Source organism: Streptomyces sp. NPDC097129 (assembly GCF_055668065.1).
Genome location: NZ_JBVOQE010000001.1, coordinates 116,549 through 141,091 on the forward strand (window position 1 = coordinate 116,549; position 24,543 = coordinate 141,091).

The 24,543-nt window shown below is 73.2% G+C and carries 24 protein-coding genes and 1 pseudogene; 10 read left to right on the plus strand and 15 right to left on the minus strand.

The genetic code is table 11. The features are described from left to right. Positions 1-50: 50 nt before the first annotated feature. Both AC0B9F_RS00560 and AC0B9F_RS00565 read left to right on the plus strand, forming a co-directional pair. Entirely contained in the window at positions 51-530 is a 480-nt protein-coding gene (locus AC0B9F_RS00560) for an anthrone oxygenase family protein (RefSeq protein ID WP_471997985.1), read from the plus strand. 183 nt (positions 531-713) lie between these two features. Next, positions 714-2,201 (plus strand): glutamate synthase subunit beta, encoded by a 1,488-nt coding sequence (locus tag AC0B9F_RS00565; RefSeq protein ID WP_471997987.1) that lies wholly within the window; start codon positions 714-716, stop codon positions 2,199-2,201. A gap of 128 nt (positions 2,202-2,329) precedes the next feature. On the opposite strand, the gene AC0B9F_RS00570 is transcribed toward AC0B9F_RS00565, so the two are convergent. From AC0B9F_RS00570 to AC0B9F_RS00580, 3 genes are all read right to left on the minus strand, one after another. Continuing rightward, entirely contained in the window at positions 2,330-3,142 is an 813-nt protein-coding gene (locus AC0B9F_RS00570; protein ID WP_471997988.1) for an SAM-dependent methyltransferase, read from the minus strand. Positions 3,143-3,265: 123 nt separating this feature from the next. Further along, positions 3,266-3,541, minus strand: coding sequence for a DUF397 domain-containing protein (locus tag AC0B9F_RS00575; RefSeq protein ID WP_471997989.1), 276 nt, complete (start codon positions 3,539-3,541; stop codon positions 3,266-3,268). Further along, entirely contained in the window at positions 3,542-4,402 is an 861-nt protein-coding gene (locus AC0B9F_RS00580; protein WP_471997990.1) for a helix-turn-helix domain-containing protein, read from the minus strand. Positions 4,403-4,621: 219 nt separating this feature from the next. Here AC0B9F_RS00580 and AC0B9F_RS00585 point away from each other — a divergent pair, with 219 nt between their 5' ends. Further along, a complete protein-coding gene (locus AC0B9F_RS00585; protein ID WP_471997992.1) occupies positions 4,622-5,293 on the plus strand; it encodes an ATP-binding protein in 672 nt (223 codons plus the stop codon). 32 nt (positions 5,294-5,325) lie between these two features. Further along, entirely contained in the window at positions 5,326-5,733 is a 408-nt protein-coding gene (locus tag AC0B9F_RS00590) for a hypothetical protein (RefSeq protein WP_471998970.1), read from the plus strand. Positions 5,734-6,039: 306 nt separating this feature from the next. Here the strand turns inward: AC0B9F_RS00590 and AC0B9F_RS00595 are convergent, their stop codons facing one another. From AC0B9F_RS00595 to AC0B9F_RS00610, 4 genes are all read right to left on the minus strand, one after another. Beyond that, on the minus strand, positions 6,040-6,201 hold the full coding sequence (locus tag AC0B9F_RS00595) for a hypothetical protein (RefSeq protein ID WP_471999016.1): 162 nt from the start codon (positions 6,199-6,201) through the stop codon (positions 6,040-6,042). Between the two features lie 169 nt (positions 6,202-6,370). Continuing rightward, on the minus strand, positions 6,371-7,015 hold the full coding sequence (locus AC0B9F_RS00600) for a DUF899 domain-containing protein (protein WP_471997993.1): 645 nt from the start codon (positions 7,013-7,015) through the stop codon (positions 6,371-6,373). 56 nt (positions 7,016-7,071) lie between these two features. Continuing rightward, a complete protein-coding gene (locus AC0B9F_RS00605) occupies positions 7,072-9,156 on the minus strand; it encodes an FUSC family protein (protein WP_471997994.1) in 2,085 nt (694 codons plus the stop codon). A gap of 380 nt (positions 9,157-9,536) precedes the next feature. Continuing rightward, the gene (locus AC0B9F_RS00610; RefSeq protein ID WP_471997996.1) at positions 9,537-10,301 is read right to left on the minus strand and encodes a nucleotidyltransferase domain-containing protein; all 765 of its coding nucleotides are present in this window, start codon (positions 10,299-10,301) and stop codon (positions 9,537-9,539) included. A 135-nt stretch (positions 10,302-10,436) separates the two neighbouring features. Between AC0B9F_RS00610 and AC0B9F_RS00615 the strand changes: the two genes are divergently transcribed. Then, positions 10,437-10,559, plus strand: a complete 123-nt coding sequence (locus tag AC0B9F_RS00615) for a hypothetical protein (RefSeq protein WP_471997998.1) — start codon at positions 10,437-10,439, stop codon at positions 10,557-10,559. A gap of 28 nt (positions 10,560-10,587) precedes the next feature. Here the strand turns inward: AC0B9F_RS00615 and AC0B9F_RS00620 are convergent, their stop codons facing one another. After that, positions 10,588-11,352 (minus strand): uracil-DNA glycosylase, encoded by a 765-nt coding sequence (locus tag AC0B9F_RS00620; protein ID WP_471997999.1) that lies wholly within the window; start codon positions 11,350-11,352, stop codon positions 10,588-10,590. A 71-nt stretch (positions 11,353-11,423) separates the two neighbouring features. Between AC0B9F_RS00620 and AC0B9F_RS00625 the strand changes: the two genes are divergently transcribed. Next, positions 11,424-12,122, plus strand: coding sequence for an RNA-binding S4 domain-containing protein (locus tag AC0B9F_RS00625; protein WP_471998001.1), 699 nt, complete (start codon positions 11,424-11,426; stop codon positions 12,120-12,122). Positions 12,123-12,163: 41 nt separating this feature from the next. Here the strand turns inward: AC0B9F_RS00625 and AC0B9F_RS00630 are convergent, their stop codons facing one another. Further along, positions 12,164-12,628 (minus strand): DoxX family protein, encoded by a 465-nt coding sequence (locus tag AC0B9F_RS00630; protein WP_471998003.1) that lies wholly within the window; start codon positions 12,626-12,628, stop codon positions 12,164-12,166. Positions 12,629-12,903: 275 nt separating this feature from the next. On the opposite strand from AC0B9F_RS00630, the gene AC0B9F_RS00635 reads away from it, so the two are divergent. Then, positions 12,904-13,170: a DUF6343 family protein gene (locus AC0B9F_RS00635; protein WP_471998971.1), complete on the plus strand. Its 267-nt coding sequence runs from the start codon at positions 12,904-12,906 to the stop codon at positions 13,168-13,170. A 12-nt stretch (positions 13,171-13,182) separates the two neighbouring features. Here AC0B9F_RS00635 and AC0B9F_RS00640 read toward each other — a convergent pair whose 3' ends face one another. From AC0B9F_RS00640 to rpsA, 4 genes are all read right to left on the minus strand, one after another. Further along, entirely contained in the window at positions 13,183-13,563 is a 381-nt protein-coding gene (locus AC0B9F_RS00640; RefSeq protein ID WP_471998005.1) for a tetratricopeptide repeat protein, read from the minus strand. 151 nt (positions 13,564-13,714) lie between these two features. Then, entirely contained in the window at positions 13,715-14,320 is a 606-nt protein-coding gene (gene coaE, locus AC0B9F_RS00645; protein WP_471998006.1) for a dephospho-CoA kinase, read from the minus strand. 45 nt (positions 14,321-14,365) lie between these two features. Further along, positions 14,366-15,304 (minus strand): PAC2 family protein, encoded by a 939-nt coding sequence (locus AC0B9F_RS00650; protein WP_471998007.1) that lies wholly within the window; start codon positions 15,302-15,304, stop codon positions 14,366-14,368. A 297-nt stretch (positions 15,305-15,601) separates the two neighbouring features. Then, positions 15,602-17,095: a 30S ribosomal protein S1 gene (rpsA, locus tag AC0B9F_RS00655; protein WP_471998009.1), complete on the minus strand. Its 1,494-nt coding sequence runs from the start codon at positions 17,093-17,095 to the stop codon at positions 15,602-15,604. A gap of 313 nt (positions 17,096-17,408) precedes the next feature. On the opposite strand from rpsA, the gene AC0B9F_RS00660 reads away from it, so the two are divergent. Further along, on the plus strand, positions 17,409-18,326 hold the full coding sequence (locus AC0B9F_RS00660) for a class I SAM-dependent methyltransferase (protein WP_471998010.1): 918 nt from the start codon (positions 17,409-17,411) through the stop codon (positions 18,324-18,326). An 80-nt stretch (positions 18,327-18,406) separates the two neighbouring features. After that, positions 18,407-20,914 (plus strand): ATP-dependent helicase HrpB, encoded by a 2,508-nt coding sequence (gene hrpB / locus AC0B9F_RS00665; protein ID WP_471998011.1) that lies wholly within the window; start codon positions 18,407-18,409, stop codon positions 20,912-20,914. A gap of 239 nt (positions 20,915-21,153) precedes the next feature. Here the strand turns inward: hrpB and AC0B9F_RS00670 are convergent, their stop codons facing one another. After that, positions 21,154-22,950 (minus strand): lytic transglycosylase domain-containing protein, encoded by a 1,797-nt coding sequence (locus AC0B9F_RS00670; RefSeq protein WP_471998012.1) that lies wholly within the window; start codon positions 22,948-22,950, stop codon positions 21,154-21,156. Positions 22,951-23,265: 315 nt separating this feature from the next. Between AC0B9F_RS00670 and AC0B9F_RS00675 the strand changes: the two are divergent. Continuing rightward, positions 23,266-24,018: pseudogene (locus tag AC0B9F_RS00675) on the plus strand (DUF4184 family protein). Here AC0B9F_RS00675 and AC0B9F_RS00680 read toward each other — a convergent pair. Further along, complete coding sequence (locus AC0B9F_RS00680) at positions 23,981-24,412, minus strand: hypothetical protein (protein ID WP_471998014.1); 432 nt, start codon at positions 24,410-24,412, stop codon at positions 23,981-23,983. The pseudogene AC0B9F_RS00675 and the gene AC0B9F_RS00680 overlap by 38 nt on opposite strands. Between the last annotated feature and the right edge of the window lie 131 nt (positions 24,413-24,543).

Below are 24,543 nucleotides of genomic sequence, written 5' to 3' on the forward strand. Positions count from 1 at the left end.
GCCCGGGCAGGATCTACGGCGTTTGCTGCGTGACGTGAGGTGGGGGAGCCATGATCGAGGGACCGTACCTGGTGCTGGCGGTGGTGGGCGCGCTGGCGACGGCAGTGATGGCCGGCGTCTTCTGTGCCTTCTCCGTGCTCGTGATGCGCGGGCTCGCCGCGCTGCCGCCCGCGCAGGGCGTCGCCGCGATGAACGCGATCAACCGGGCGGCGATGACACCGGCCTTCATGGTGGTGTTCGTCGGGGCGGCGCTGGTGTGCGCGGTCCTCGCGGTCGTCACCTTCGTGCTGTGGCCGCGGGAGGGAGCCGTGGAGCTGCTGCTGGGCAGCGCGCTGTATCTGTTCGGGGCGTTCGGTGTGACGGCGGCGGCGAACGTGCCGCGCAACGACGCGCTGATGCGGCACACGGCGGGCACCCCGGAGGCGGCCGCGTACTGGCCGTCGTACGTGCGGGAATGGACGCGGTGGAACCACGTCCGGGCGATCGCCTCGGCCGCATCGGCCGTGACCTACATAGTGGCGTTCCTCTGAGCACGCCGGCGCTTCGCTGAGCCCGAGCGGGACCGCCCCCGCCCCGGCTCGCTCCCTCCCTCCTCCCACCCCCACCCCGCCCGTTCTCCACCCTGCGTGCCCGACCGTCCGGACGTATCGTGGCCGCAGGATGTGCCGCCCCGTGGCGCACGGCCTGTCGTACGCGACGCGAGGAAGACGGCCATGGCCGATCCCAAGGGATTCATGACGACCCCCCGCCAGGACTGGCCGCGCCGGCCCGTGGAGGAACGGGTGCGGGACTGGGACGAGGTGTACGTCCCCGGGGCGCTGTTGCCGATCATCAGCAAGCAGGCCGACCGGTGCATGGACTGCGGTGTCCCGTTCTGCCACCACGCCTGCCCGCTCGGCAATCTCATCCCCGAGTGGAACGACCTGGTCTCCCGTGAGGACTGGCGGGCGGCGAGCGACCGGCTGCACGCGACGAACAACTTCCCCGAGTTCACCGGCCGGCTGTGCCCGGCGCCGTGCGAGGCGGGCTGTGTGCTGGCCATCGACCAGCCCGCTGTGACGATCAAGAACGTCGAGTGCGCGATCGCCGACCGGGCCTGGGAGGAGGGGTTCGCGCCGCCCCGGCCGCCGGAGCGGCTGTCCGGCAGGACGGTGGCGGTGATCGGCTCCGGCCCCACCGGGCTCGCCGCGGCGCAGCAGCTCACCCGGGCCGGGCACACCGTCGCCGTGTACGAGCGGGACGACCGGCTCGGCGGACTGATGCGGTACGGCATCCCCGCGTTCAAGATGGAGAAGCGCCATCTGGAGCGGCGGCTGGAGCAGATGCGGGCGGAGGGCACCAAGTTCCGCACGTCGACGGCCGTCGGACGGGATGTCGGGGCCGACGACCTGCGGTCTCGCTATGACGCGGTCGTGGTCGCGACCGGCGCCACGGCATGGCGGGAACTCGGCGTGCCGGGGCGTGAGTTGGCCGGGATCCACCAGGCGATGGAGTACCTTCCGCAGGCCGACCGGGTGTGCGAGGGCGACCTGGAAAGGTCACCGCTGTCGGCCTGCGGGCGGCATGTCGTGATCGTCGGCGGCGGGGACACAGGCGCGGACTGCCTGGGCACGGCGGTGCGGGAAGGCGCGGCGTCCGTCACCCAGCTGGACATCTACGGCAGGCCCGGCGCCGAGCGCGACGAGGACGCCGAGCCGTGGCCGACGTACCCGAAGATCTATCGGCTGTCCGGCGCGCACGAGGAGGCTCGCGAGCTGCGGACGGCGCCCGCGGCGGACGCGGACGCGCGGCTGTTCGCGGCGTCGACCCTGCGCTTCACCGGGGACGCGCGGGGGCACGTGCGCTGCCTGCATCTGGTGGAGGTGGACGCGGACCGCCGCCCGCTGCCCGGCACCGAGCGGACCCTGCCCGCGGACCTGGTCCTGCTCGCCCTCGGTTTCACGGGCCCGGACCGGCACGACGGTCTGATCGACCAGCTCGGCCTGGCGATGGACCCGCGCGGCACGATCGCCCGGGACGCGGACTTCGCGACGAACGCCCCCGGCGTGTTCGCCGCCGGTGACGCGGCACGCGGACAGTCCCTGATCGTGTGGGCGATCGCGGAGGGCCGCGCGGTGGCGGCCGCGGTCGACCGCCACCTGACGGGCAGCACTCGCCTCACGTCACCGATCGGCCCGTACGACCGCCCCCTGACCGCATGACCATGCGAGACGCCGCCGCGCGTGACCCCGTGACCTTGGAAGACGCCACCACCCCCGGGCCCCGCGACCCGGAAAGACGCCGCCATCCCCTGGCCCCGTGACTGCGCAGGATGCCCCCTCCTACCCCGTCAGGGCTTCCGCGCCACCGCCCCGTACCCCGGAATGACCCCGTCGTCCTGTCCCGGCACCGGCTCCCCGAGTTCCGGATGCCACCGGTGGACGATCTCGACGCCGGGGTCGACGAGTTCGAGCCCGTCGAAGAAGCGGGCAAAGTCCTCGCGGGAGCGTAGCGCCAGCGTGACGCCGGCGGCCTTGAGTGTGGCCGTGGCCGCCGCCGACTCCTCCGGCGTGAAGTCGGCGGTGGCGTGGGTCATCACCAGGTAGCTGCCGCAGGGCAGTTCGGCCAGCAGGCGGCGCACCAGTTCGTGCGCGCCGTCCTCGTCGGGGACGAAGTGCAGCAGCGCGACCAGGGAGAGCGCCACCGGGCGGGTGAGGTCGAGGACCTTGGCGGCCCCCGCCACGATGGTGGCCGGATCGCGTACATCGGCCTGGAGGTATTCGGTGATCCCTTCGGGCGTGCTGCGCAGCAGGGCGGCGGCGTGGGCCAGCACGATGGGGTCGTTGTCGCAGTAGACGACACGGGCGTCGGGGGCGACCTGCTGGGCGACCTGGTGCAGGTTGGGCTCGGTCGGTATGCCGGTGCCGACGTCGAGGAACTGGCGGATGCCCGCTCCGGCCAGCCACCGGGTGGCGCGGTGCATGAAGGCGCGGTTAACCCGGGCCATCACCGGCACCCGCGGGTCGAGGGCCAGCATCTGCCGGCCCATCGCCTCGTCGACCGGGTAGTTGTCCTTGCCGCCGAGGTACCAGTCGTACATCCGCGCGGGATGCGGCCTGCTGGTGTCGATGCCGATGGTGCCGTCGCGGTCCTGCCCGGTCATGAGGCGCTCCTGTAAGCGTCTGGCGGGGTGGGGGAAGCAGTAAGTGATCAAGCTCCTACCAAGATCTCCTGACAAGATCTCGTACCAGGATCAGGAAGGGGGAGGAAAAAACAACACAGACGTTCAGGACAGCAGGAAGTCCGCCGCCCCCGCCTTCGCGCCCTCGATGAACGCGGTCATCTCGTCGGAGGTGTAGATCAGGGCCGGCCCGTCGGGGTCGGTGGACTGGCGGACGGCGATCCGTCCGTCGGCGAGCTTCATCGCCTCCAGGCAGTTGCCCCCGTTGCCACCGCTCCAGGGCTTGTGCCAGCCCTCACTGCCCAGCTCCCGCGCGGGCATGCCGTTGTAGATCCCCTCGGCGCGGGCCCGCGGGCGGGACGGGGAAGTGGTGTGATCCATTCACAGCTCCTTGCGGAGATCCTGGAGGATCTCCTTCGTGCGTTGTGCAGTCGCGGCATGTGCCGCCATGCGGTCCATGACCTCGAGATGGGTGGCCACCTCGGGGCGCGCGTCGAGATAGACCGCGCCGGTCAGGTACTCGCTGTAGACCATGTCCGGGAGTTCCGGCATGGCGAATCGGAAGAGCACGAACGGCCCGTACGTGCCAGGGTGCGGGCCGGCGGAGAACTCGGCGACCTGCAGCGTCACCTGGGGCAGCTTCGTGGCCTCGAGCAGCCTGTCGATCTGCGCGCGCATCACGTCCGGGCCGCCGACCGGGCGGCGCAGGGCGGTCTCGTCCATGACGACCCACAGCCGGGGGGCGTCCTCACGGGTGAGCAGTTGCTGGCGTTGCATGCGCAGGGCGACGTGCCGCTCGATGTCCTCGGGCCGGGTCTGGCCGATGGCACCCGAGCGCAGCACACCGCGCGCGTAGTCCTCCGTCTGCAGCAGGCCAGGCACGAAGTGCGGCTCGTACTGGCGGATCAGCGACGCCGCGCCCTCCAGGCTGACGTGCAGCGAGAACCAGCCGGGCAGGATGTCGTGGAAGCGCTGCCACCAGCCGGGCCGGTTGGCGTCCTCGGCGAGCTGCACGAAGGCCTCGGCCTCGCCGTCGTCGACGCCGTACGCCTTCAGCAGGAGCTGGAGATACGGGATCTTCAGGGCGACCTCGGCGGTCTCCATGCGGCGGATGGTGGCGGGGGCGACACGGAGGATACGGGCGGCTTCCTCGCGCTTGAGCCCGGCGCGTTCCCGCAGGTCCAGCAGGCGCCGGCCGAGGACCACCTGACCCACGGTCGGCGCGGACCGCGGCTCGCTCACGCTCCACCTCCAGGAAAGCCACTGATCGACGAAAGGCATGCCGACAGCCCTGCGGCGCCATTCGAAGATCCATTCGAAGGCCCGGGCAGACCTCCGGCGATCCGAATTGGCGCCGCTCGACGTGCTGACGCGAGCAGTGTGCCACGACCTGTCCAGTCAGCACACGGCACTCTGCAATTTTCAGAGTGACCCTTGCCAAGTGTTCCGGGCGGGGCGATAGTGGCAAGCGTGATTCCGTCCGCGCCCTTAGGAACAGACGCCGCAGACCCGATCGGTCTCGGTGCCGCCGCGGGAGCGAACCCCACGGGGAACGCCGCCGAGCGCCGGTTCCGGTTCGAGCTGGCCGCGCACCCGGGCTCCCCGGCGCGGGCCAGACATCTGACGCGGGCGCGGCTGACCGGCTGGTCGGTGGGCGAGGACGCTTGCGACACCGCGGAACTGGTCATATCCGAGCTGGTCACCAACGCCATCGTGCACACGGCGAGCAGCCGTGTCGTGTGCGAGCTGCACGACCACGACGACACCGTGCGCATAGCCGTGCGCGACGAGGGCTGCGCGCCCGGCGATCCGCTTGCGGCCCCGCAGCGGGGCGAGGCGGAGCACGGGCGGGGACTGCTGCTGGTCGACGCCGTGTGCCGGGCCTGGGGAGCCCAGGAGCACGGCCCCGGACTGCTGGTGTGGGCCGAGGTGCCCCGCCGGGCCGACACGCCGGGCACCCCGTGGGAGCCGTGCAACGACCTGGGCTGGGGCACCCGTCCCAAGCCGGGCCCGGCCGGCTCCGGGGAGGGCGGCGACGGCGACGAGGAGAAGACCGGCGCCGGGCAGCTGAGCCGCACACCGGACGGCCCGCGGGTGGCCGAGCCGGACAGCCGCGAGAGGGGGAGGCCGTGAGCGCCGCATCAGGCAACGGCCGGCTACTGACCATGAACACGCTCGTCCAGCTCGCCCGCCGTCTGCACCCGCCCGCCGCACCACGCCGGCTCCCCGTGCCGGAGGGCATGACCGCCCCGCTCGGCTGCGACGCGGTGGCCGTCCCGGCGCGCTTCGGCCCGCTGCTCCTGCCCCGCCTGCCGCGCGTCGGGTGCGTGTACGCCGACGAGGCGCGCTGGTGGTGGATCGTCCCGTCCGATTCCGACTACGCCGTGGAGTGGCCCGCCCCGGCCCAGTACGCCACCGGCGCGGTCCTGCCCGACTCCGGCGCCCCGCACACTCCCGGCCTCATCCACCGGCCGGACGGCACTGTTCCGTACACCCCGCCGATCCCGCTCTACCTGGCGGTGTGCCGCCTGACGGGCACGGTGCCCACCTGGTCGCGCCCGGTCAGCGCGTAACGCCGGCGGCTCGTCCTCCACAGAACCCGGATCGGTCACCGCGGCAAGCCACACACCGGCCGGCGTCGGTGCGCCACGCGGACCTGGGTGCACGTCCTGGACCAGGGGCGCCTGGTGGAGAGGGCACTCCGCAGGAGCTGCCGGCCAAGGGCGGGGTGTACGCGGAGCTGTACGCGCTCGAGGCGGAGCCGTTCACGATGAAGGTGCCGGGAACGCCGGCAGCCGAGCCCCCGCGGACCGGTGGGACGGCGGTGCCCGCCCCGAGCGATACGGCGGCGGGCTGAGCCATGCCATACGGCGGGGTCGTCACTCCATGGCGTTCGCGCTCCGGACGATCACGAGGAACGTGTCGGTCGCGAGGTCCATGACAACCTCAGCGGCCAGACCCTCCTGTCGCCGCGCGTGCGCGAACTCCTCCGCGGGCCATGATCCGCGCGGCCCACCTGCGGGAAAGCGTTCGAGCACCATTCGCCCGTTCACCATCTCGCACCTCCATGAAGCGTTGTCCGTGTAGGAGTTAACGCCCTGCGGAGGCCTTACGGCTCGCTCAGTCACCCGACTGAGACGTAGGTGACACAAGTTCACCGCGGACCGTGAGATTCCGTGCACGGAACGCACGCGTCCGGTACAACCCGTGTCAGTTCTCGTACTCATCGTGATAGCGCACGGGCGCCCTCTTCTCCTGCCGGCCGAGCGCCGTGAGGTCCAGCAGACTGCCGGTCGAGCCGATGCCGTCGAGCGCGCCCTCGTACGCCGAATAGGTATGGAAGACCCGGTCGCGCTCCCGCAGGAAGCAGCTGAGCCCCGGCCGCTCGGCGAGCGAGCCGTCACCCTGCTCCAGGGTCACCTCGAAGTCGTGGTTGAAGTCCGTCTCGCACGATGAGTACCAGGGCACGGTCCACCCCATCCGCGCCTTGAACGGCAGGATCCGGGTGAACGGCGCCCGCGACACCGCCGCGAACGACGTGCCCCTGGCATGGAGATGGGCAAGTTGCCCCACTTGGTCCATAAATGCGGAGCAGTGCCGGGAGCCGCCTTTCCACTCCGGCGCGAACATGAAGTGGTAGACGACGAGTTGGTCGCGTCCCTCGAAGAGGTCGAGCAGGGTCGCCTTGCCGTCGCCACCCTCGAAGACGTACTCCTTGTCGATCTCCACCATCGGCAGCCGGCGCCGCTCCGCGCTCAGCGCTTCCCGCGCGCGCGTGACCGCCTTCTCCTTGACCAGCAGTTCCTCGCGCGCCGCGCGCCACTGCTCGCGCGAGACGACCTCCGGAAGCGACATGAGCCCTCCTGTGCAACGGTCCGTTCCCAGGAGGTGACCGGCGGCCGGCGCGGAACTCATCGGTGCGGGAGAGGAATTTCCGGAGCCGGGCGAGCGGCCGTGCGCCGGTCGAGTTCGTCGCGCAGGCTCAGTTCGTCGAGTTCGCCGAGGAGTTCGGCGAGCCGGCGCTCGTGCCGCGGGCTGAGGCGACCGGTGTCGTCGAGGTGGACCGCGCAGGCGGTGGTGGTGTCGACGAGGCGTTCGAGGACGGCGGCGACCTCACCGGTACCCGCCGTGCGCCGGGCCAGCGGGGGCAGTTCGGCGGCGGCGAGGGCGCTGGCGGTGCGGGCCTCGGCCAGGGTGCGGTAGGCCTCTCGGCGCAGGGTCCAGCGGGCGGCGCGGGAGCCGGGGTCGGTGAGGACGTGCGTGAGGTAGGCGTCCGCGGCGCCGGCCGCCACGGCGAGCCGGTCGCGCACCGCCCCGCCCCGCTTCCCGGGCATCGGCAGATGGCCGACGATCAGGACGATGACACAGGCCAGCAGCGTCTCCCCGATCCGGCTCAGGGACGCCTGCGGCTCGCCGCCCACCATCACCAGGGCCAGCACCAGGACGGTGACGACGGCGGTCTGCGCGGCGAAGTGCCGGGTGGCGACGGGCACGAGCGCGCCGCACACGGCGACGAGGACGACAAGTCCGGCCGGCCGGGGCAGGAGGACGGCGAGCGCGGCGAAGACCACGGCCCCGAGCACGGTCCCGGCGGCCCGGCACAGCACCCGCGACGCCAGCGGCCCGAGATCGGGCTTGACCAGGAAGACGGCGGTGGCGGGCAGCCAGTACCAGTGGCTGTGCCGCCCGTACCAGTGCGCGTGGTGCAACGCCTGCGCCACGGCCGACGCGGCGCCGAAGCAGACCGCGACCCGCAGCCCGTATTCGCGCCCGCCGGTGCCGAAGGCGGTCCGCAGGAGCTGCCGTGCCGTCCGCCGCCGCTGGTGCAGTGTGGTGCCGTGTCCGCGGTCGAACACCTCGGCGGCCTGCAGCAACGCGTCGTCGAGGGCCCGCAGCGCGGGTTCCGCCCGGCTCGGTGCGGGCAGCGGTCCGGTGGGGGCGTTGTCCCGTACCGCGGCGGCGAGCCGGCGCGGCCCCGCACCGGCCCGCGCCCCGAGGGGCTCCCCGGCCCAGGCGAGCGCGGTCGCGGCCTCGGCGAGCGGCAGGGCGGCGGCGTACTGCGCGTGCAGCCGCCGCTCGGCGGCGCAGGAGGCGTACCGCCGCAGCCGGGGCCCGGACAGACAGTCCTGGGCATGGTCGAGAGCGGCGGTGAGGGCGGCCCGCCGGGCGGTGGCGAGCGGCCCACCGACCGCGTCGAGCAGCGCGGCGATCGCGTCGTAGACGCCGGCGACGGCGTCCCGCTCCCCGTCGAACCGGAAGTCGAAGCGGGAGGCGAAGCGGGAGGCGAACCGGGAATCGCAGCGGGAATCGAGCCGGAGGGTGGACCGGAGGCCTGGTCGGGGGTTGAGGCGGGAGGCGGGCCGCAGGGCCGATCGGAGGCCGGGTCCGGGGTCGATGCGGGAAGCGGGCCGCAGGGCCGACCGCAGGCCGGGGCGGGAGGCCGGGCGGAGGGCCGATCGGGGGTCGCCGGTGAGGGATCCGGGCGTGGGCAGCGCGAGCCGCAGTGCCAGCAGCCAGCCGGCCCCGGCGAGGAAGCCGAGCGCTCGCAGCCATCCGCTCTCCGGCGACGGCATCCCGGCCCCTACGGCCGACGCGACCAGGAGCTGGGTTCCCGCCGCTGACGCGACCGGCCCGACCGCACTGGCCCCGCCGACGACCAGCCCGAGGACGGTGAGCGCGGCGGTGAGCAGGACGGGGCCGGCGTACTGCCCGGCGTACGTCCCGGCGACCAGCCCGGCGGCCCCCGCGAGCGCGGGCGCCCCGATGCGCTGGACCGAGGCCCTGCGGCTGCCGGGGCGGTCGTTGATCCCGGCGAACATGGCAGCGAGGGCGGCGACGACACCGAGCGACGCACGGTGGGCGGCGAGCGCACCGAGCAGCAGCGGTCCGGCGGCCAGCGCTCCCCGCGTGACCGCGCTCCAGGGCAACGGACCCCGCTGGGCGCGCAGGGCGTGGGCGAGCCAGGGCGGAAGCGCGGGGGTGGTGCGGCGGAACACGGGGCTCCTTTTCGGACGAGGGCGGGGTGTGCCTTCGGGCGACGGTGGCCGGGTGGGTGTGTACCCACCGTAGAGCGGGTTCTTGGAGGAGAGGGGACAGCCGTGTTTCACCCATGTGACAGTTCGGGCGGCCGGAACCCGCGGGGCCGGATCAGCACAGGGCCATGGCGTCGGCCGTCCCCGCCGGCGCGGGGGCCGCATCAGCACAGGGCCGTGGCGTCGGCCGTCCCCGCCGGTTCAGTGCAAGGCGCCCCGTCGGAGTGCTCCCGCCTGGTCCGGCAGGGGGCCCCGTCGGAGTGCTCCCGCCTGATCCGCGCAGGGGCGCCCCGTCGGAGGTTCCGCCCGGTCAGCGCAGGCGCCCGTCGGAGCTCCCCATCCGGTCAGCGCAGGGCGCCCAGGTAAAGAGCCTCCGCGGCGGCGACGGCTGCGGCCAGGGGGCCCGGTTCCGGTACGAGGCCCGTCAGGAGGCCGTCGGCCCCGCGCAGTCCCGCCCGCTCCAGCAGCCGCTTCTCATTGGTGACCCACTCGCCGCGCGCGGCCATCACCGCGTGCCCGGCTTGGACCGCGGCCGTCGCGACGGCCCCGGCCACCTCCGTCAGGCGCCCGGCCGGGGCGTGGTTGTCCCGGGCGTACGCCAGGGTGAGGCGGGCGCAGCCGAGCCAGTGCTCGCGCGCGGTGTGCCGCAGCGGCTCCGGGTAGGCGGCCGGCTTCGGCATCTCGCCGCGCAGCACCTGGTTGACGGCCAGCTCCGCGACGACCAGGTAGGTGGGGATGCCGGCGAGGTGGAAGAGGAGCGGCTCGACGCGGAAGCGGCCCTGTTCCGCCTCGGCCAGTTCGTGCTCGACGACCTCCAGATCGCGGTAGTGGACGTCGACTCGGCGGCCCTCCACGGTCAGCCACGCGCCGCCGTTGAAGACGCCGCCACCCCAGCCGCCGACGTCCGACACCTCGCCCTCCCAGCCGAGGGCGCGCAGGTCGGCGGGGTCGAAGGGGCCGCGGTAGTAGACGGCCAGGTCCCAGTCGCTGTCGGGGCGGTGCGTGCCCTGGGCCCGTGAGCCGCCGAGGGCGACCGCGCGGACGGTGGGGAGGGCGGCGAGGCGGTCGGCGGTGCGGTCGAGGAAGGCCTGGTCGGAGACGGACGACACGGCTGCGGCTCCAGCGGGACGACGGATCCGGGTCGGCCGCAGCGTACGCGGGTTGCACCGGGGGCGCCCGGCAATAAAGACGCGTGCGGCCGCCCTGCGACGAGGGGGTGCGGCGCTGGGGGTGCGGACCGCGAGTTGCACGAGGCCATCGCCTCCGGCGAACCGGAACGCGCCCGCGAGCACACCTGGGCCTACGTCCGCGTCGCCAGCTACCGCTCCACGGTGCAGGACCTGTTCGGGGGCGAGCCCAGCGGCTGAGCGGCGTCGACCCGCCACACCGCGTGGATCACCCGGTGTGCGGCAACCCGGCTGCCTCCGCCGCCGTGCGCAGGACGTCCCGCAGCATCTCGGGGGTGAGCCGCCCGGTGAAGGTGTTGCGCTGACTGACGTGGAAGCAGCCGAAGAGCTGGAGCGGGGCCCTGCCGTCCCTGCTGCCCTCTCCGCTCCCGTCGCCCCCTAGGTCCCCGCCGTCCAGTGTCAGTCGGGCGCCGTGGGCGAAGGCCGGCCGCGGGCGGGGTACCGCCCAGCCGGCCTCGGTGAACGCGGGCAGCGCCGCCTGCCAGCCGAACGCTCCCAGCACCACCACCGCCCGCAGCGTCGGCCGCAGCAGCGTCAGCTCCTGCACCAGCCAGGGCCGGCAGGTGTCCCGCTCCTGCGGCGTCGGCTTGTTCGCCGGCGGGGCGCAGTGCACCGGCGAGGTGACCCGCACGCCGTACAGTTCCAGCTCGTCGTCCGCGCTGACCGCCGTCGGCTGCGAGGCCAGCCCCACGTCGTAGAGCGCTTGGTAGAGCACGTCACCTGAGCGGTCCCCGGTGAACATCCGCCCGGTCCGGTTGCCGCCGTGCGCGGCGGGCGCGAGCCCCACGATCAGCAGCCGCGCATCGGCCGGTCCGAACCCCGGCACGGGTCGCCCCCAGTACGTCCAGTCGGCGAAGGCGGCCCGCTTGGTCCGCGCCACCTCCTCCCGCCAGGCGACAAGCCGTGGGCAGGCCCGGCAGCCTGCGATCCGCTGGTCCAGGTCGGGGAGGCCGGAGGGTGCGCTCGGGGTCATGACACCCACGGTATGCCGGGGCCCGGGAAACCCGTGGGGCGCACCCCCGGCGCGGAGTTAAGGTCGAGAACATGGTTGCTGAAGGTGCGGACCACCAGACGACGGACACCACGGGCCCGGACGCGGAACCGTCGGTCGCCGCACCGGTGGCGGACGCCCCCGCCGCCACGCGGGAGCCCGCCGACCCGTCGACCGCGGCCGCGCGGGAGCCGGCCGGCCCGGCGACCTCCGCCGCGCAGGAGACCCCCGACCCCACGACCCCCGACCCGAAGATCGCCGCTGCCATCGCCGCCGCCGAGGCTGCCGCGCCTGCTCCCGGGGAGTCCGTACGGATCGACAGCTGGATCTGGGCCGTACGTCTGATCAAGACCCGTTCGCTCGGCGCCGCCGCCTGCCGGGGCGGCCATGTGCGGGTGAACGGCGAGCGCGTGAAGCCGGCGTACAACGTGCGCGTCGGCGACGAGGTGCGACTGCGCAGCGAGAACCGGGAGCGTGTCGTGGTCGTCAGGCGCCTGATCCGCAAGCGGGTCGGAGCGCCCGTGGCCGTCCAGTGCTACATCGACAACAGCCCGCCGCCCCCGCCCCGCGAGGCCGTCGCCCCCGCCGGCATCCGCGACCGCGGCGCGGGCCGCCCCACCAAGCGCGACCGCCGCGAACTCGAACGCTTGCGGGCCCTGCGCGGCCTGCCGAGCCTCGGCGGTCCTGGCCCGGGCCCGGGCCCGGGCCAGGACTCCGGCGGGGGCAGTCGCAGAGGATCCGGCCACCGGTGACACCTGCCGTCTCGGGGCCCTTGCCGTCCCGGGGCCGCATCTCACGCCCGGCGGCGCAGCATCGCCGCCAGATCGGCGTTGTGCTTGCGGCGGGCCCAGGCTATGAGGACGAGCGGCACCATGAGGATCAGCGGGGTGGCCGCGTTCTGACCGTCGAAGACGGTCATCTGGACGATGAACGCGCCCACCATCAGTGCGCTCAAGGACACCGCGGCGACCGACTGCAGCACCGGGACCAGCAGGGCTATGGCCCCCGCCAGCTCCAGCAGGCCGATGGCGTACATGCCTGCGCTGCCCCATCCGATCCGGTCGAAGGACTCCACCGCCGTGGGGTGCGCGATCAGCTTCGGAAGGGCACTGGCCAGGGCGTAGAACAACGCGAGCAGCACCTGAACGCTCCGCAGGGCGATCCGGGCGTACCTGCCCCGCCTGGCCGTGGAGTTCGACGCGGTGCCGGAGGTCGCCGCGGTGGGGAGTGAGCCGGCGGGAGCGGTGGTCTCGGACATGAGGGTCTCCTGGGTTCGCGTGCCGTGTGATGTCACCGGGATAGACCTGGCCGAGGCCCGAAAGTCAGCGGCCGCAGCGCAATCCGCTGGATCGTCGGGGTGTCCTGCTCGTTTCCTCAGCTCCATGCCCCTTGAACGGCCCGCTCCAGCACGGCCGTTCCCCCACTCCCGTCATTCACCTGTTCGAGCGAAGACCCTTCCTTCGGCAGTCGAAGCAAGGCCGCTTGGGGAACGTCCTCGCCCGGAGTACGTTGCAAGCAGGAGTGGTGATGGCCATGCGTACAGGCAGTGAGCCGACGACAGCACGCAGTGCGCTGCGGATGCGCTTCTGGCTGAGCGTGTTCGGTCTGATCTGGGCGATCGCGGGCACGGTCGGGTTCGCGCTCGCCGGGCAGCCCGGCTGGGCGGCCGCGTTCGGTGTGCTGTGGCTGGTCGTCACCGTCGACATGGCGGTGATCCTGCGGCACATCCGGCAGGGCCCGCACTTCCAGCCGGGCCCCGACGTCCCGCCCTACCGGCCACCGGAACACCGCCGGCCATGAGCCGGGGGCGCCTCACAGGTCGAAGCGCGCCGCCTTGAGGTACTGCGGGTTCGGGTCGAGCGCGGCCGCCAGCCGGAAGTGCCGTCGGGCCTGACCGTCGCGGCCCTGGCGCTCGTAGGTGCGGGCGAGCGCGTAGTGGACGTAGGCGTTGTCCGGTTCCCGCTCCAGGACGATCGTGAACTCCAGCTCGGCGGGACGCAGTTGCGCGGCGGCGAAGAAGGCGCGGGCACGCAGCAGCCGTGCGGCGGTGTTCTCCGGGTGAGCGGCGATCACTCCGTCGAGCAGCTTCACCGCGCCCCGCGGATCGCGGGCGGCGAGCAGCTGCTCAGCGGCACGGAAATCGATGACGTGCGTCTCCGGAGTCCCTCCGGTAGAACCGCTGGTCTGGGGCACGGAACATTCCTTCCCTCACTCGAGGGCTTCAACGCCCCGACCGAGTACCCCTATTCCAGCGGTGGCAGGCCGCGACGAGGGCGATGGCCGCGTCGCCTGTGGCCGTCCCGGGCCCCGGTAGCGCCCGCGTGGCCCGTGGCCGTCCCGGGTGCTACCGGGGGTCCCGCGCTCTGCGTGCCAGATCCGCCCATACCTCCCGCACTCGCGCTTGCAACCGCTCCAGTGGCACGTCGTTGTCGATCACGATGTCGGCGATCTCCAGGCGCTTCTCGCGCGAGGCCTGCGCGGCCATGCGGGCGCGTGCGTCCTCCTCCGTCATGCCGCGCAGCCGGACGAGCCGGTCGAGCTGCGTGGCCGGGCTCGCGTCGACGACGACCACGACGTCGTACAGCGGGGCCAGACCGTTCTCGGTGAGCAGGGGGACGTCGTGGACCACGACGGCGTCCTCGGCCGCGGCCTGTTCCAGCTCGCGGGAGCGGGCGCCGACCAGCGGGTGCACGATCGCGTTCAGCACGGCCAGCTTCTCGGGGTTGGCGAAGACGATCGAGCCGAGCTTGGGGCGGTCGAGTCTGCCGTCGGGCGTGAGCACCTCGGGCCCGAAGGCCTCGACGACCGCCGCGAGGCCGGGCGTGCCCGGCTCCACGACGTCACGGGCGATACGGTCGGCGTCGATCAGCACGGCCCCGCACTCGACGAGCAGCCGCGACACCTCGCTCTTGCCGGCACCGATGCCGCCGGTCAGGCCCACTGTCAGCATGAGCGGAAGCTTAGGGCCTGGCACCGGCAACGGGACTGGCGGAGGTCAGTTGTCGCCCTCCCGCTCCGCCAGGAAGCGCTCGAACTCGCGGCCGATCTCGTCCGCCGACGGGATGTCGACCGGCTCGGCCAGCATGTTGCCGCGCGTATCCGCGCCGGCGGCGGCGTCGTACTGGTGCTCGAGCCCCTGGACCAGGGCGGTGAGTTCCTCGTCGCCCTCTCTGATCTGGCGGTCGATCTCGGTCTGCGTGCGGTGGGCGTCGTTGCGCAGGGCGTGCGCGATGCTCGGCAGCACCAGGCCGGTGGCGGCGGTGATGGCCTCCAGCACCGTCAGTGCCGCGTCCGGGTAGGGCGAGCGGGCGATGTAGTGCGGAACGTGGGCGGCGACACCGAGGACGTCGTGGCCGGCCTCCATCAGCCGGTACTCGACGAGTGCCTCGGCGCTGCCGGGCACCTGGGCCTCGTCGAACGGGCTGCTGTGGCCCGGGACGAGGTCGGTGCGGTTGCCGTGCGGGGTGAGGCCGACCGGGCGGGTGTGCGGGACGCCCATGGGGATGCCGTGGAAGTTCACCGACAGCCGGACTCCGAGCCGTTCCACGATCTGCCGCACGGCTGCGGCGAAGCGCTCCCACTCCACGTCCGGTTCGGGCCCGGACAGCAGCAGGAAGGGTGCGCCGGTGGCGTCCTGGACGATCCGCACGGTGATGTCCGGATCCTCGTAGTCGGTCCAGCGGTCGCGGCGGAACGTCAGCAGCGGGCGCCGGGCGCGGTAGTCGACCAGCCGGTCGTGGTCGAAGCGGGCGACGACCTGGTGGGGCAGCGAGTCGAGGAGCCGCTCGACGATCTGGTCGCCGGTCTCCCCCGCGTCGATGTATCCGTCGAAGTGGTAGAGCATGACAAGTCCGGCCGACTCCTGGGCGAGCGCCATGTCGACGACGGCCAGCCCCTTCGGCTCCCACGTGTACAAACCCTGCGGATCAAGCACAGTGACCGCTCCTCCTCGTGTCCGTAGACAACAACGAGAAACGCAGCGTGAGCATTCCCGCGATCACGCCGCAGGCGGAACCGGGGTTCATGAAACGCCGGGCGCCGGCAACGCCTCGCAGGGGCGCGGGGAACTGCGCGACCCCCCCCCACGAGCCGTCCCCCTGAACGACCCGCACCCCGAACAACACGCCCCCGCTGAACAACACCCCCCGGCACAGCCGGCGCGCACGACTGAGGGGCCGCACCTCGAAAGGTACGGCCCCTCAGCTACCGGCTGAGCATCAGCGGCAAGCGATCAGCTCTGGCCTCCGGCCAGCTTCTCGCGCAGAGCCGCCAGCGCCTCGTCCGACGCCAGGGCGCCGGAGGTGTCGCCACCCTCGGAGGAGTACGAGCCGCCACCGGTCGCGGCCGGAGCGGCAGCCTCGCCACCCTCGGCAGCGGCCTTCTCGTCCGCCTCGCGGGACTTGATGACCTGCGCCTGGTGCTGCTCGAAGCGCTGCTGCGCCTCGGCGTACTGGGTCTCCCACGCCTCGCGCTGGGTCTCGTAGCCCTCGAGCCAGTCGTTGGTCTCGGGGTCGAAGCCCTCGGGGTAGATGTAGTTGCCCTGGTCGTCGTACGACGCGGCCATGCCGTACAGCGTCGGGTCGAACTCGACCGACGACGGGTCGGCACCGAAGGCCTCGTTGGCCTGCTTCAGCGAGAGGCTGATGCGGCGACGCTCGAGGTCGATGTCGATGACCTTGACGAAGATCTCGTCGTTGACCTGGACGACCTGCTCCGGGATCTCCACGTGGCGCTCGGCCAGCTCGGAGATGTGGACCAGACCCTCGATGCCCTCGTCCACGCGGACGAACGCACCGAACGGAACCAGCTTCGTGACCTTACCGGGCACGACCTGGCCGATCTGGTGGGTGCGGGCGAACTGCTGCCACGGGTCTTCCTGGGTCGCCTTCAGCGACAGGGAGACGCGCTCGCGGTCCATGTCGACGTCGAGGACCTCGACCGTGACCTCCTGGCCGACCTCGACGACCTCGGAGGGGTGGTCGATGTGCTTCCAGGAAAGCTCGGAGACGTGGACCAGACCGTCGACGCCACCCAGGTCCACGAAGGCACCGAAGTTGACGATCGAGGAGACGACGCCGGAACGGACCTGACCCTTCTGGAGGGTCGTGAGGAACGTCTGGCGGACCTCGGACTGGGTCTGCTCCAGCCAGGCACGGCGGGACAGGACCACGTTGTTGCGGTTCTTGTCCAGCTCGATGATCTTGGCCTCGAGCTCCTTGCCCACGTAGGGCTGGAGGTCGCGGACACGGCGCATCTCGACGAGGGAAGCCGGCAGGAAGCCACGGAGGCCGATGTCGAGGATGAGACCACCCTTGACGACCTCGATGACGGTACCGGTGACGATGCCGTCCTCTTCCTTGATCTTCTCGATGGTGCCCCAGGCGCGCTCGTACTGGGCGCGCTTCTTCGAGAGGATCAGGCGGCCTTCCTTGTCCTCCTTCTGGAGAACAAGGGCTTCGATCTCGTCGCCGACCTTGACGACCTCGTTCGGGTCGACGTCGTGCTTGATCGAGAGCTCGCGGCTCGGGATGACACCTTCGGTCTTGTAACCGATGTCGAGCAGGACCTCGTCCCGGTCGACCTTCACGATGACGCCGTCGACGATGTCGCCGTCGTTGAAGTACTTGATCGTCTCGTCGATCGCGGCGAGGAAGGCTTCCTCGTTACCGATGTCGTTGACCGCAACCTGCGGGGTGGTGGCGGTGGTCTCGGTGCTGCTCGTCATGTGGGAAAGGGCTCCGGTACGGACGGTGAGTCGTAGGTACTGCTTACGCCGGGAGCCCGTTTCGCTCTGCAGAAGGCCGGACAGCCAAGGAAGCGCCACACTGCGAGCACCAGGTGCTCCGTGGCGCCTCGAGAACCGAGGGGACATACATACAGATGCGAGCGCAGCCTGCTACGTCTGAGGTGCGCAGGCCCGCAGCGCAACTTGTAGCATACGGGGGCAGCCGGGCAGGGTCAATGCGCGAAGCCGCACACCCGGGGCAGATCACCGCATTTCCGGCACAAAACCTGTCTCGCGAGGCCACAAGGGCCGTTTGGGGCCCTGCCGTGCCACCCGGGACGGGCCGGTTTCGAAGAGTACGACGAGGGAGCCGACCATCCAAGAGCCCGTATCCGTCCAGCCCGCCTCCGCTTCCGCTTCGGCCTCCGCCGTGCCCGAGGACGAGGCGGAGGCCACGCGGCGTGCCGCCGGAGTCACCGAGAGCGCACGCGCCAACCGGGGCTGGTGGGACCGCAACGCCGACGAGTACCAGACCGAGCACGGCACCTTCCTGGGCGACGACCGCTTCGTGTGGGGGCCCGAGGGCCTGGACGAGGTGGAGGCCGAGCTGCTCGGGCCGCCGGAGGAGCTGAAGGGCCGGCAGGTGCTGGAGATCGGCGCCGGCGCGGCCCAGTGCGCGCGCTGGCTGGCCGCGCAGGGCGCCCACCCGGTGGCCCTGGACATCTCCCACCGCCAGCTCCAGCACGCGCTGCGGATCGGTTCTCCCTTTCCTCTGGTGTGCGCGGACGCGGCCGCGCTGCCCTTCGCGGACGCCTCCTTCGACCTGGCGTGCTCGGCGTACGGGGCGCTGCCGTTCGTGGCGGACCCGCGGCTGGTGCTGCGGGAGGTGCGGCGCGTGCTGCGGCCGGGCGGGCGGTTCGTCTTCTCCGTGACCCACCCGATCCGCTGGGCCTTCCCCGACGAGCCGGGTCCGGAGGGGCTGACGGTCGCGGCGTCCTACTTCGACCGCACGCCCTACGTCGAGCAGGACGAGGACGGCAACGCGGTGTACGTCGAGCACCACCGCACGCTCGGCGACCGGGTGCGGGACGTGGTGACGTCCGGCTTCCGCCTGGTGGACCTGGTCGAGCCGGAGTGGCCGGACTGGAACACCTCGGAGTGGGGCGGCTGGTCGCCGCTGCGCGGGCATCTGATCCCTGGCTCGGCGATCTTCGTCTGCGAGCGGGACTGAGGCCACACTTCCCGCCGGTCCCGGCGGGAAGTTGTCCACAGGCCCGGATGGTGCTCGCGCGCACGTAAGAAACTGGATGCGTGATCCGTTACGACGCCCTGGACGCGCTGCCCGTGCGCAGCGCCCTGCCCGCGCTGGACGACGCCCTCGACGGCCACGGTGCCGCCGTGCTCGGCGCGCCGCCCGGCACGGGCAAGACGACGCTGGTGCCGCTCGCCCTGGCCGGACTGCTTCACGGCGGGGCCGAGCGGCGGGTCGTGGTGGCCGAGCCGCGGCGGATGGCGGCGCGTGCCGCCGCACGGCGGATGGCGTGGCTGCTGGGCGAGAAACCCGGGCAGAGCGTCGGATACACCGTGCGCGGAGAGCGGGTCGTGGGGCGGCACACGCGCGTGGAGGTCGTGACGACGGGTGTGCTGCTCCAGCGGTTGCAGCGGGACCAGGAACTGCCGGGCGTCGATGTCGTGCTGCTGGACGAGTGCCACGAGCGGCATCTGGACGCGGACACGGTCGCCGCGTTCCTGTGGGACGTGCGGGAGGCACTGCGCCCGGAGCTGAAGCTGGTGGCGGCGTCGGCGACGACGGACTGGGCCGAGTGGGCGCGGCTGCTCGGCGGGGCGCCGGTGGTCGAGGCGCAGGGGTCCGCGCATCCGGTCGGCATCGTGTACGCGCCGCCGGCCCGTCCGGTGCGGCCGTCGCACGGCACGTGGGTGGACCCGGCGCTGCTGGCGCATGTGGCGTCGGTGGTACGGCGGGCGCTCGCCGAGCGGGAGGGGGACGTGCTGTGCTTCCTGCCGGGCGTCGGCGAGATCGCACGCGTGGCGGGGCTCCTCGGTGGCCTCGGCGAGGTGGACGTGCTCCAGGTGCACGGGCGGGCGCCGGCCGCGGTGCAGGACGCGGTGCTGTCGCCCGGGAAGCGGCGCCGGGTGGTGCTGACGACGTCGGTCGCGGAGTCCTCGCTGACGGTGCCCGGGGTGCGGGTGGTCGTCGACTCGGGGCTGGCGCGGGAGCCGCGGGTCGATCACGCGCGCGGGCTGAGCGCGCTGGCGACGGTGCGGGCGTCGCACGCGGCCGGGCGGCAGCGGGCGGGGCGGGCCGGGCGTGAAGCGCCGGGGATCGTCTACCGCTGCTGGCCGGAGGCGGACGAGGGGCGGCTGCCGCGGTTCCCGTCGCCGGAGATCAAGGTGGCCGACCTGACGGCGTTCGCCCTGCAGGTGGCCTGCTGGGGCGATCCCGACGCGTCCGGTCTCGCGTTGCTGGACCCACCGCCGGCCGGGCCGATGGCGGCCGCTCGGGAGGCTCTGGCGGCGCTGGGAGCGGTGGACGCGGCCGGCCGGGCCACGGAGCGCGGGCGGGTGCTGGCCCGGCTCGGCGTGCATCCCCGGCTGGGGCGGGCGCTGCTGGACACCGAGGGAGCGGGGGCCGAGGTGGTGGCGCTGCTGTCCGAGGAACCGCCGCGGGAGTACGGGGACGATCTGGCCGGAGCGCTGCGGACGGCCCGGCGTGGCGGTGACGGCTACGCCGCGCGGTGGCGCACGGAGGTGCGACGGTTGCGGGCCGTCGTCGGGGAGGTGTCCCGGCCGGCCGGCGTGAGCGTCGACAGCGGTGCGCTCACCGGTGACGACAAGGCGGCCGGTGTCGTGGCCTCGCTCGCCTTCCCCGAGCGTGTCGCCAAGCTCGACGGCGGTTCGTATCTCATGGCCTCCGGCACGCGTGCCGAGCTGCCCGGCGGCTCGCCTCTGCACGGCGCCCGCTGGATCGCCGTCGCCGTCGCCGACCGGCCTCTGGGCAGGGGGCACGCGCGCGTGCGGCTGGGCGTCGCCATCGACGAGGACGTGGCCCGGTCGGCCGCCGGGTCGCTGCTCGACGCACGGCAGGAGGTGCACTGGGCGGGCGGGGACGTCGTCGCGCGGCGGGTCGAGCGGCTCGGCGCGATCGAACTGGCGGCGCGGCCGCTCACCGACGCCGACCCCGGCGCCGTACGGCAGGCGTTGCTGGAGGGGTTGCGGCAGGAAGGGTTCGGGCTGCTGCGCTGGTCGGCGGAGGCCGTCGTGCTGCGGCAGCGGCTGGCGTTCCTGCGGGCGCACCTCGGGGAGCCCTGGCCGGACGTGTCCGACGAGGCGCTGCACACGCGCGTGGAGGAGTGGCTGGAGCCGGAGCTGAGCCGGGCCCGGCGGCGGGCGGACCTGGCGCGGATCGACGCGGGGCAGGCGCTGGCCCGGTTGCTGCCCTGGGCGTCCGGTGAGGCGGCCCGGCTGGACGAGCTGGCCCCGGAGCGGATCGCCGTGCCCAGCGGGTCCAGGGTCCGGGTCGACTACGCCGATCCGGAGCGACCGGTGCTCGCGGTGAAGCTCCAGGAGATGTTCGGGCTGCAGGAGTCCCCCTCGCTCGCCGGGGCGCCGGTGCTGGTGCATCTGCTGTCCCCGGCCGGGCGGCCGGTGGCCGTCACCGCCGACCTCGCCTCGTTCTGGCGCGACGGGTACAAGGGGGTGCGGGCGGAGCTGCGCGGCCGCTACCCGAAGCATCCGTGGCCGCAGGACCCGGCCGCCGCGGAGCCGACCCGGCACACGAACGCACGGCTCAGACGATGACCTGCGCCCGGGGCGTCGGCGGCCGGCACGTGCGCGACCGATGCGGCACGCGCCCGTGCGGCGAGGACGGAGTACGGGCGGCGGCCAGGACGGCGTCCGTGCGGCGAGGACGGCGCGAGCGGGCGCCCGCGCAGGCCGCATCGTGAGCGGCTCGTGCGCGGGACGAGCAGGAGAGCGGATCGTACGCGTGAACGCGCGGCGCGCCTCGCGAGGAGGGGCGCCGCGCGCAGCGGGACGAATCAGGCGCTCGGGCTCGCCGACGGGGAGGGCGACGGCGACGGCGAGGAGGAGGAGCCGCCCGAGGGGGACGGGGACGGAGTGCCGGTCGTCTCGGGTGCTGTCACGGTGAGTTCGACGGTCAGCGTCGCCCCGCCCGCAGTGGTGATGCGCAGCAGGAACGTACCGGTGGTGTCGTCCGCGTACAGCTTCGGCAGCGCCAGCAGGCCGTTCCCGTCGGTCTGCAGGCCCTTCAGGGTGCGGACGGTCTTGCCGTCGGCGTCCTTGAAGTAGGGGCCCTTGTCGTTCTCGGACGGGTCGTCGCCCGACTTGATCAGGGTGGCGGTGGTGGCGACCTTGCCGGCGGCCGCGCCCTTGTAGGTGGCCTTGACCTCGACCTGGTCGGCGAACGTGCCGCCCGCGACGCAGGTCAACTTGGTGTCGCCGGTGCGGGCGAGGGTGTCGGCGGCGCGCTCGGTCACGGCGGCGGTGTAGGCGAGCGCGGGGACCATCCGGCCAACGACGGCCGCGTGGACCGTGAAGTCGCCGGTCTTCTCGCCCGCCTGGAGGGCGGGGGCGAGGGCGACGCCGGAGCCGTCGGTGAGGACGGTGGCGACCTTCTCGCCGCCGGCGAAGGCGGTGTCGGTGGCACCGTCGATGGTGAAGCGGACGCGCACCTTGGCGACGGTCTTGCCGGCCTTGGTCTCGGCGCGGGCGCCGATCCGCTGGGTGAAGGCGTCGCCGGCCATCGCGGTGGGCTTGGCGGCGTTCGTCCGCTCCAGGTGGTCCACCGTGTCGGTGGGGGTTGGCTTCGGGGTGGGGGTGCCGGGGGTGGTGGGCTTGCCGGGCGTGGTCGGCGTGGTCGGCTTGCCCGGCTTCGGCGGCGTGGTGCCGCCGGGTGTGGGCGTCCCGGGCGACGGGTGCGGCGCGGGGGGCGTCGTCGTCGGACGCGGGTTCGGGCGGGAGGTGCCGGTGTCGCTGGGGTGCGAGGGCAGGGCGCCCGTGCCGTCCGGGATCTGGTGGGTGCCCTTGCGGTAGTACTCCAGCCACGTCAGGACCGTGTTCAGGTAGTCCTGTGAGTTGTTGTAGCTGAGGATCGCGCTGTTCATGTCCTGCTGGGTGGACAGGTCCCAGCCGTTGCGGCACAGGTAGTGGCCTGCGGCGAGGGCGGCGTCGTAGACGTTGTTGGGGTCCTTGAGGCCGTCGCCGTTGCCGTCGCGGCCGGCCCACGCCCAGGTGGACGGGATGAACTGCATGGGCCCCACGGCCCGGTCGACGGTGGTGTCGCCGTCGTACGCGCCGTGGTCGGTGTCCTTGATGAGCGCGAAGCCGTTGCCGTTCAGGGCGGGGCCGAGGATCTTGCCGATCGTCGTGCCGTTCGCGTCGACGCGGCCGCCACGGGCCTGGCCCGACTCGACCTTGCCGATGGCGGCCAGCAGTTCCCAGGGCAGGTTGCAGCCGGGCTTGGAGGTGCGCAGCTCGGCCGCCGCCTTCTGGTAGGCGTCGAGGACGGTCGCGGGGATGCCGGACTCGGTCGTGCCCGTGCCCGTGGCCGCCGGCGGGACGGGGCCGGTGGTCGGCGCCGGGTTGGGGCTGTTGAGCGGCGGCAGGTCAGTGTAGTACCGCGAGTTGCCCGTGGCGGTGCCGGTGTCGTCCGCCTGCACCTCGGGGGTGGGCGCGGTTCCGGCGGCGGACTGTCTGCCCTGGTCGTCGACCGTGACGCCGGGAGCCTGGGAAGCGGAGAGCGCCGCGACCGCCGCAGCGGCCACGGCGGTGGTGAACGCTCCCTTGCGCAGCCTGCTGCCGAATTGCGCCGCCATGTGGTGAACCCCTCCCGTGGACGCTCGGGCGTCCGTTCTGCTGTTGTGCCGTTCCGTCGTGTCGTGCCCGGTGTGGCGTACTCGCCTTGGTGTGACGACCGAACCACCGCTCCGGTTGCCCCTCCTGGGGCAATTGGTCTGTCCGGCGCGGCATCCCCGTGACCCTACGACAACTTCCTTTCCTCGGGCACCTGTTCGTGCCCGATTTTTACCGGTTGGCCATGTGCCGTTCGAGGACTTGTGCCGCACCGCATACTGGACGCCGCTGATCACCCACCGGTCGCGCCCGGTCAACACGACTCAGGGGGGCCCTCATTGCCGTTCACGCTGAGCCACGCGGCCGCCGTGCTGCCCGCCGTGCGCACCGACGGCTCCGGCCGGGAGCGGCTCGTGCCGGCCGTCCTGGTGGCGGGTTCCTTCTCGCCCGACATGACCTATTACGCGGCGAGTGTCGTGCCCGGTGCGATGGAGTTCGGCGACGTCACGCACCCCTTCCCAGGGGTCGCCAGGGGTCGCCACCGTCGACGCGCTCATCGCCTGGCTGCTGGTGCGTGAGCCACTGGTGGCGCTGCTGCCGCGGGCCCGGCAGGGCCGGTGGGCGGCGCTGCTGCGCTGCGGGGCGCCACGCGCGCGCGTGCAGCCCGCCGTGGTCCTGTGGTGGTACGCCTCGGCGGCGGTCGGAGCGCTGACGCACGTGGTGTGGGACGCATTCACGCACCTGGACCGGTGGGGGATGCGCGTGTTCCCGTCCTGGGGCGCCGACTGGCAGGCGCACCGCTGTACTGGTACCTGCAGTACGGCGGCTCGGCGGTGGCCGCGCTGGTGATCACCGCGCTGCTCGGCGGCTGCGCGCTGGCGGGCGCGGTCCAGCGGGCCACGCGGTGGTGGGCCTACCGGGGGGCCACCGCCAAGCCGTGGGAGCTGATCCCGACGGTGTGTTTCGGCTCCGGCGCCGGCCTGCTCCTCGGCCTGCTGGCGTACGCCGCCGGGGCGCGGGCGCGGCGGCCGGTCACCGTCGGTGCGGGCGAGGTCAGCGGCGGCGTCGAGGAGATCCGTCCGGTGCGGTGACCGTGGGGGCCGGAGGCAGCGACACCACGAACACCGTGAAGCGGCGGGCGGGGCGGGACGGGCGCGGCAGTCTGCTGAGCAGCAGCGCCAGGTAGCTCAGAGCCAGCTCGGTCCACAGCCGCCGGCGGGAGGCCTCACCGGGCGCTTCCGTTACGGCGCTGTCGTCGGCCTCGGTCGGCGCGCCCCGGCGGGTGAGGCGACGGACGAGGGCTGCGGTGCCGTGGCGCAGGGCCTCGGCGCGGGTGGTGGGGACGCGGCCGGTACTGGCGTCCGCCGCGAAGGGCGGAAGGGCCGGGTGCGGCGCGGAGAGATCCGCCGTGGCGTCGGCTCGGGCCGGTGCCTGGTGCTGGGCCTGAGCTCGTGCCGTGCGGCGGTGGAGCATGCGTATACCCATGCCCGCATCCTGGCGGCAGGGCACCGGGGGCCGCGTTTCTGCGGGGGCCAGCCGAGTGACGGTCCCTGCGGGGACCGGCCGGGGTTGCGGAACGGCGGAACCGTACTTCCGACGGCGCCCCCCGCGCCCCT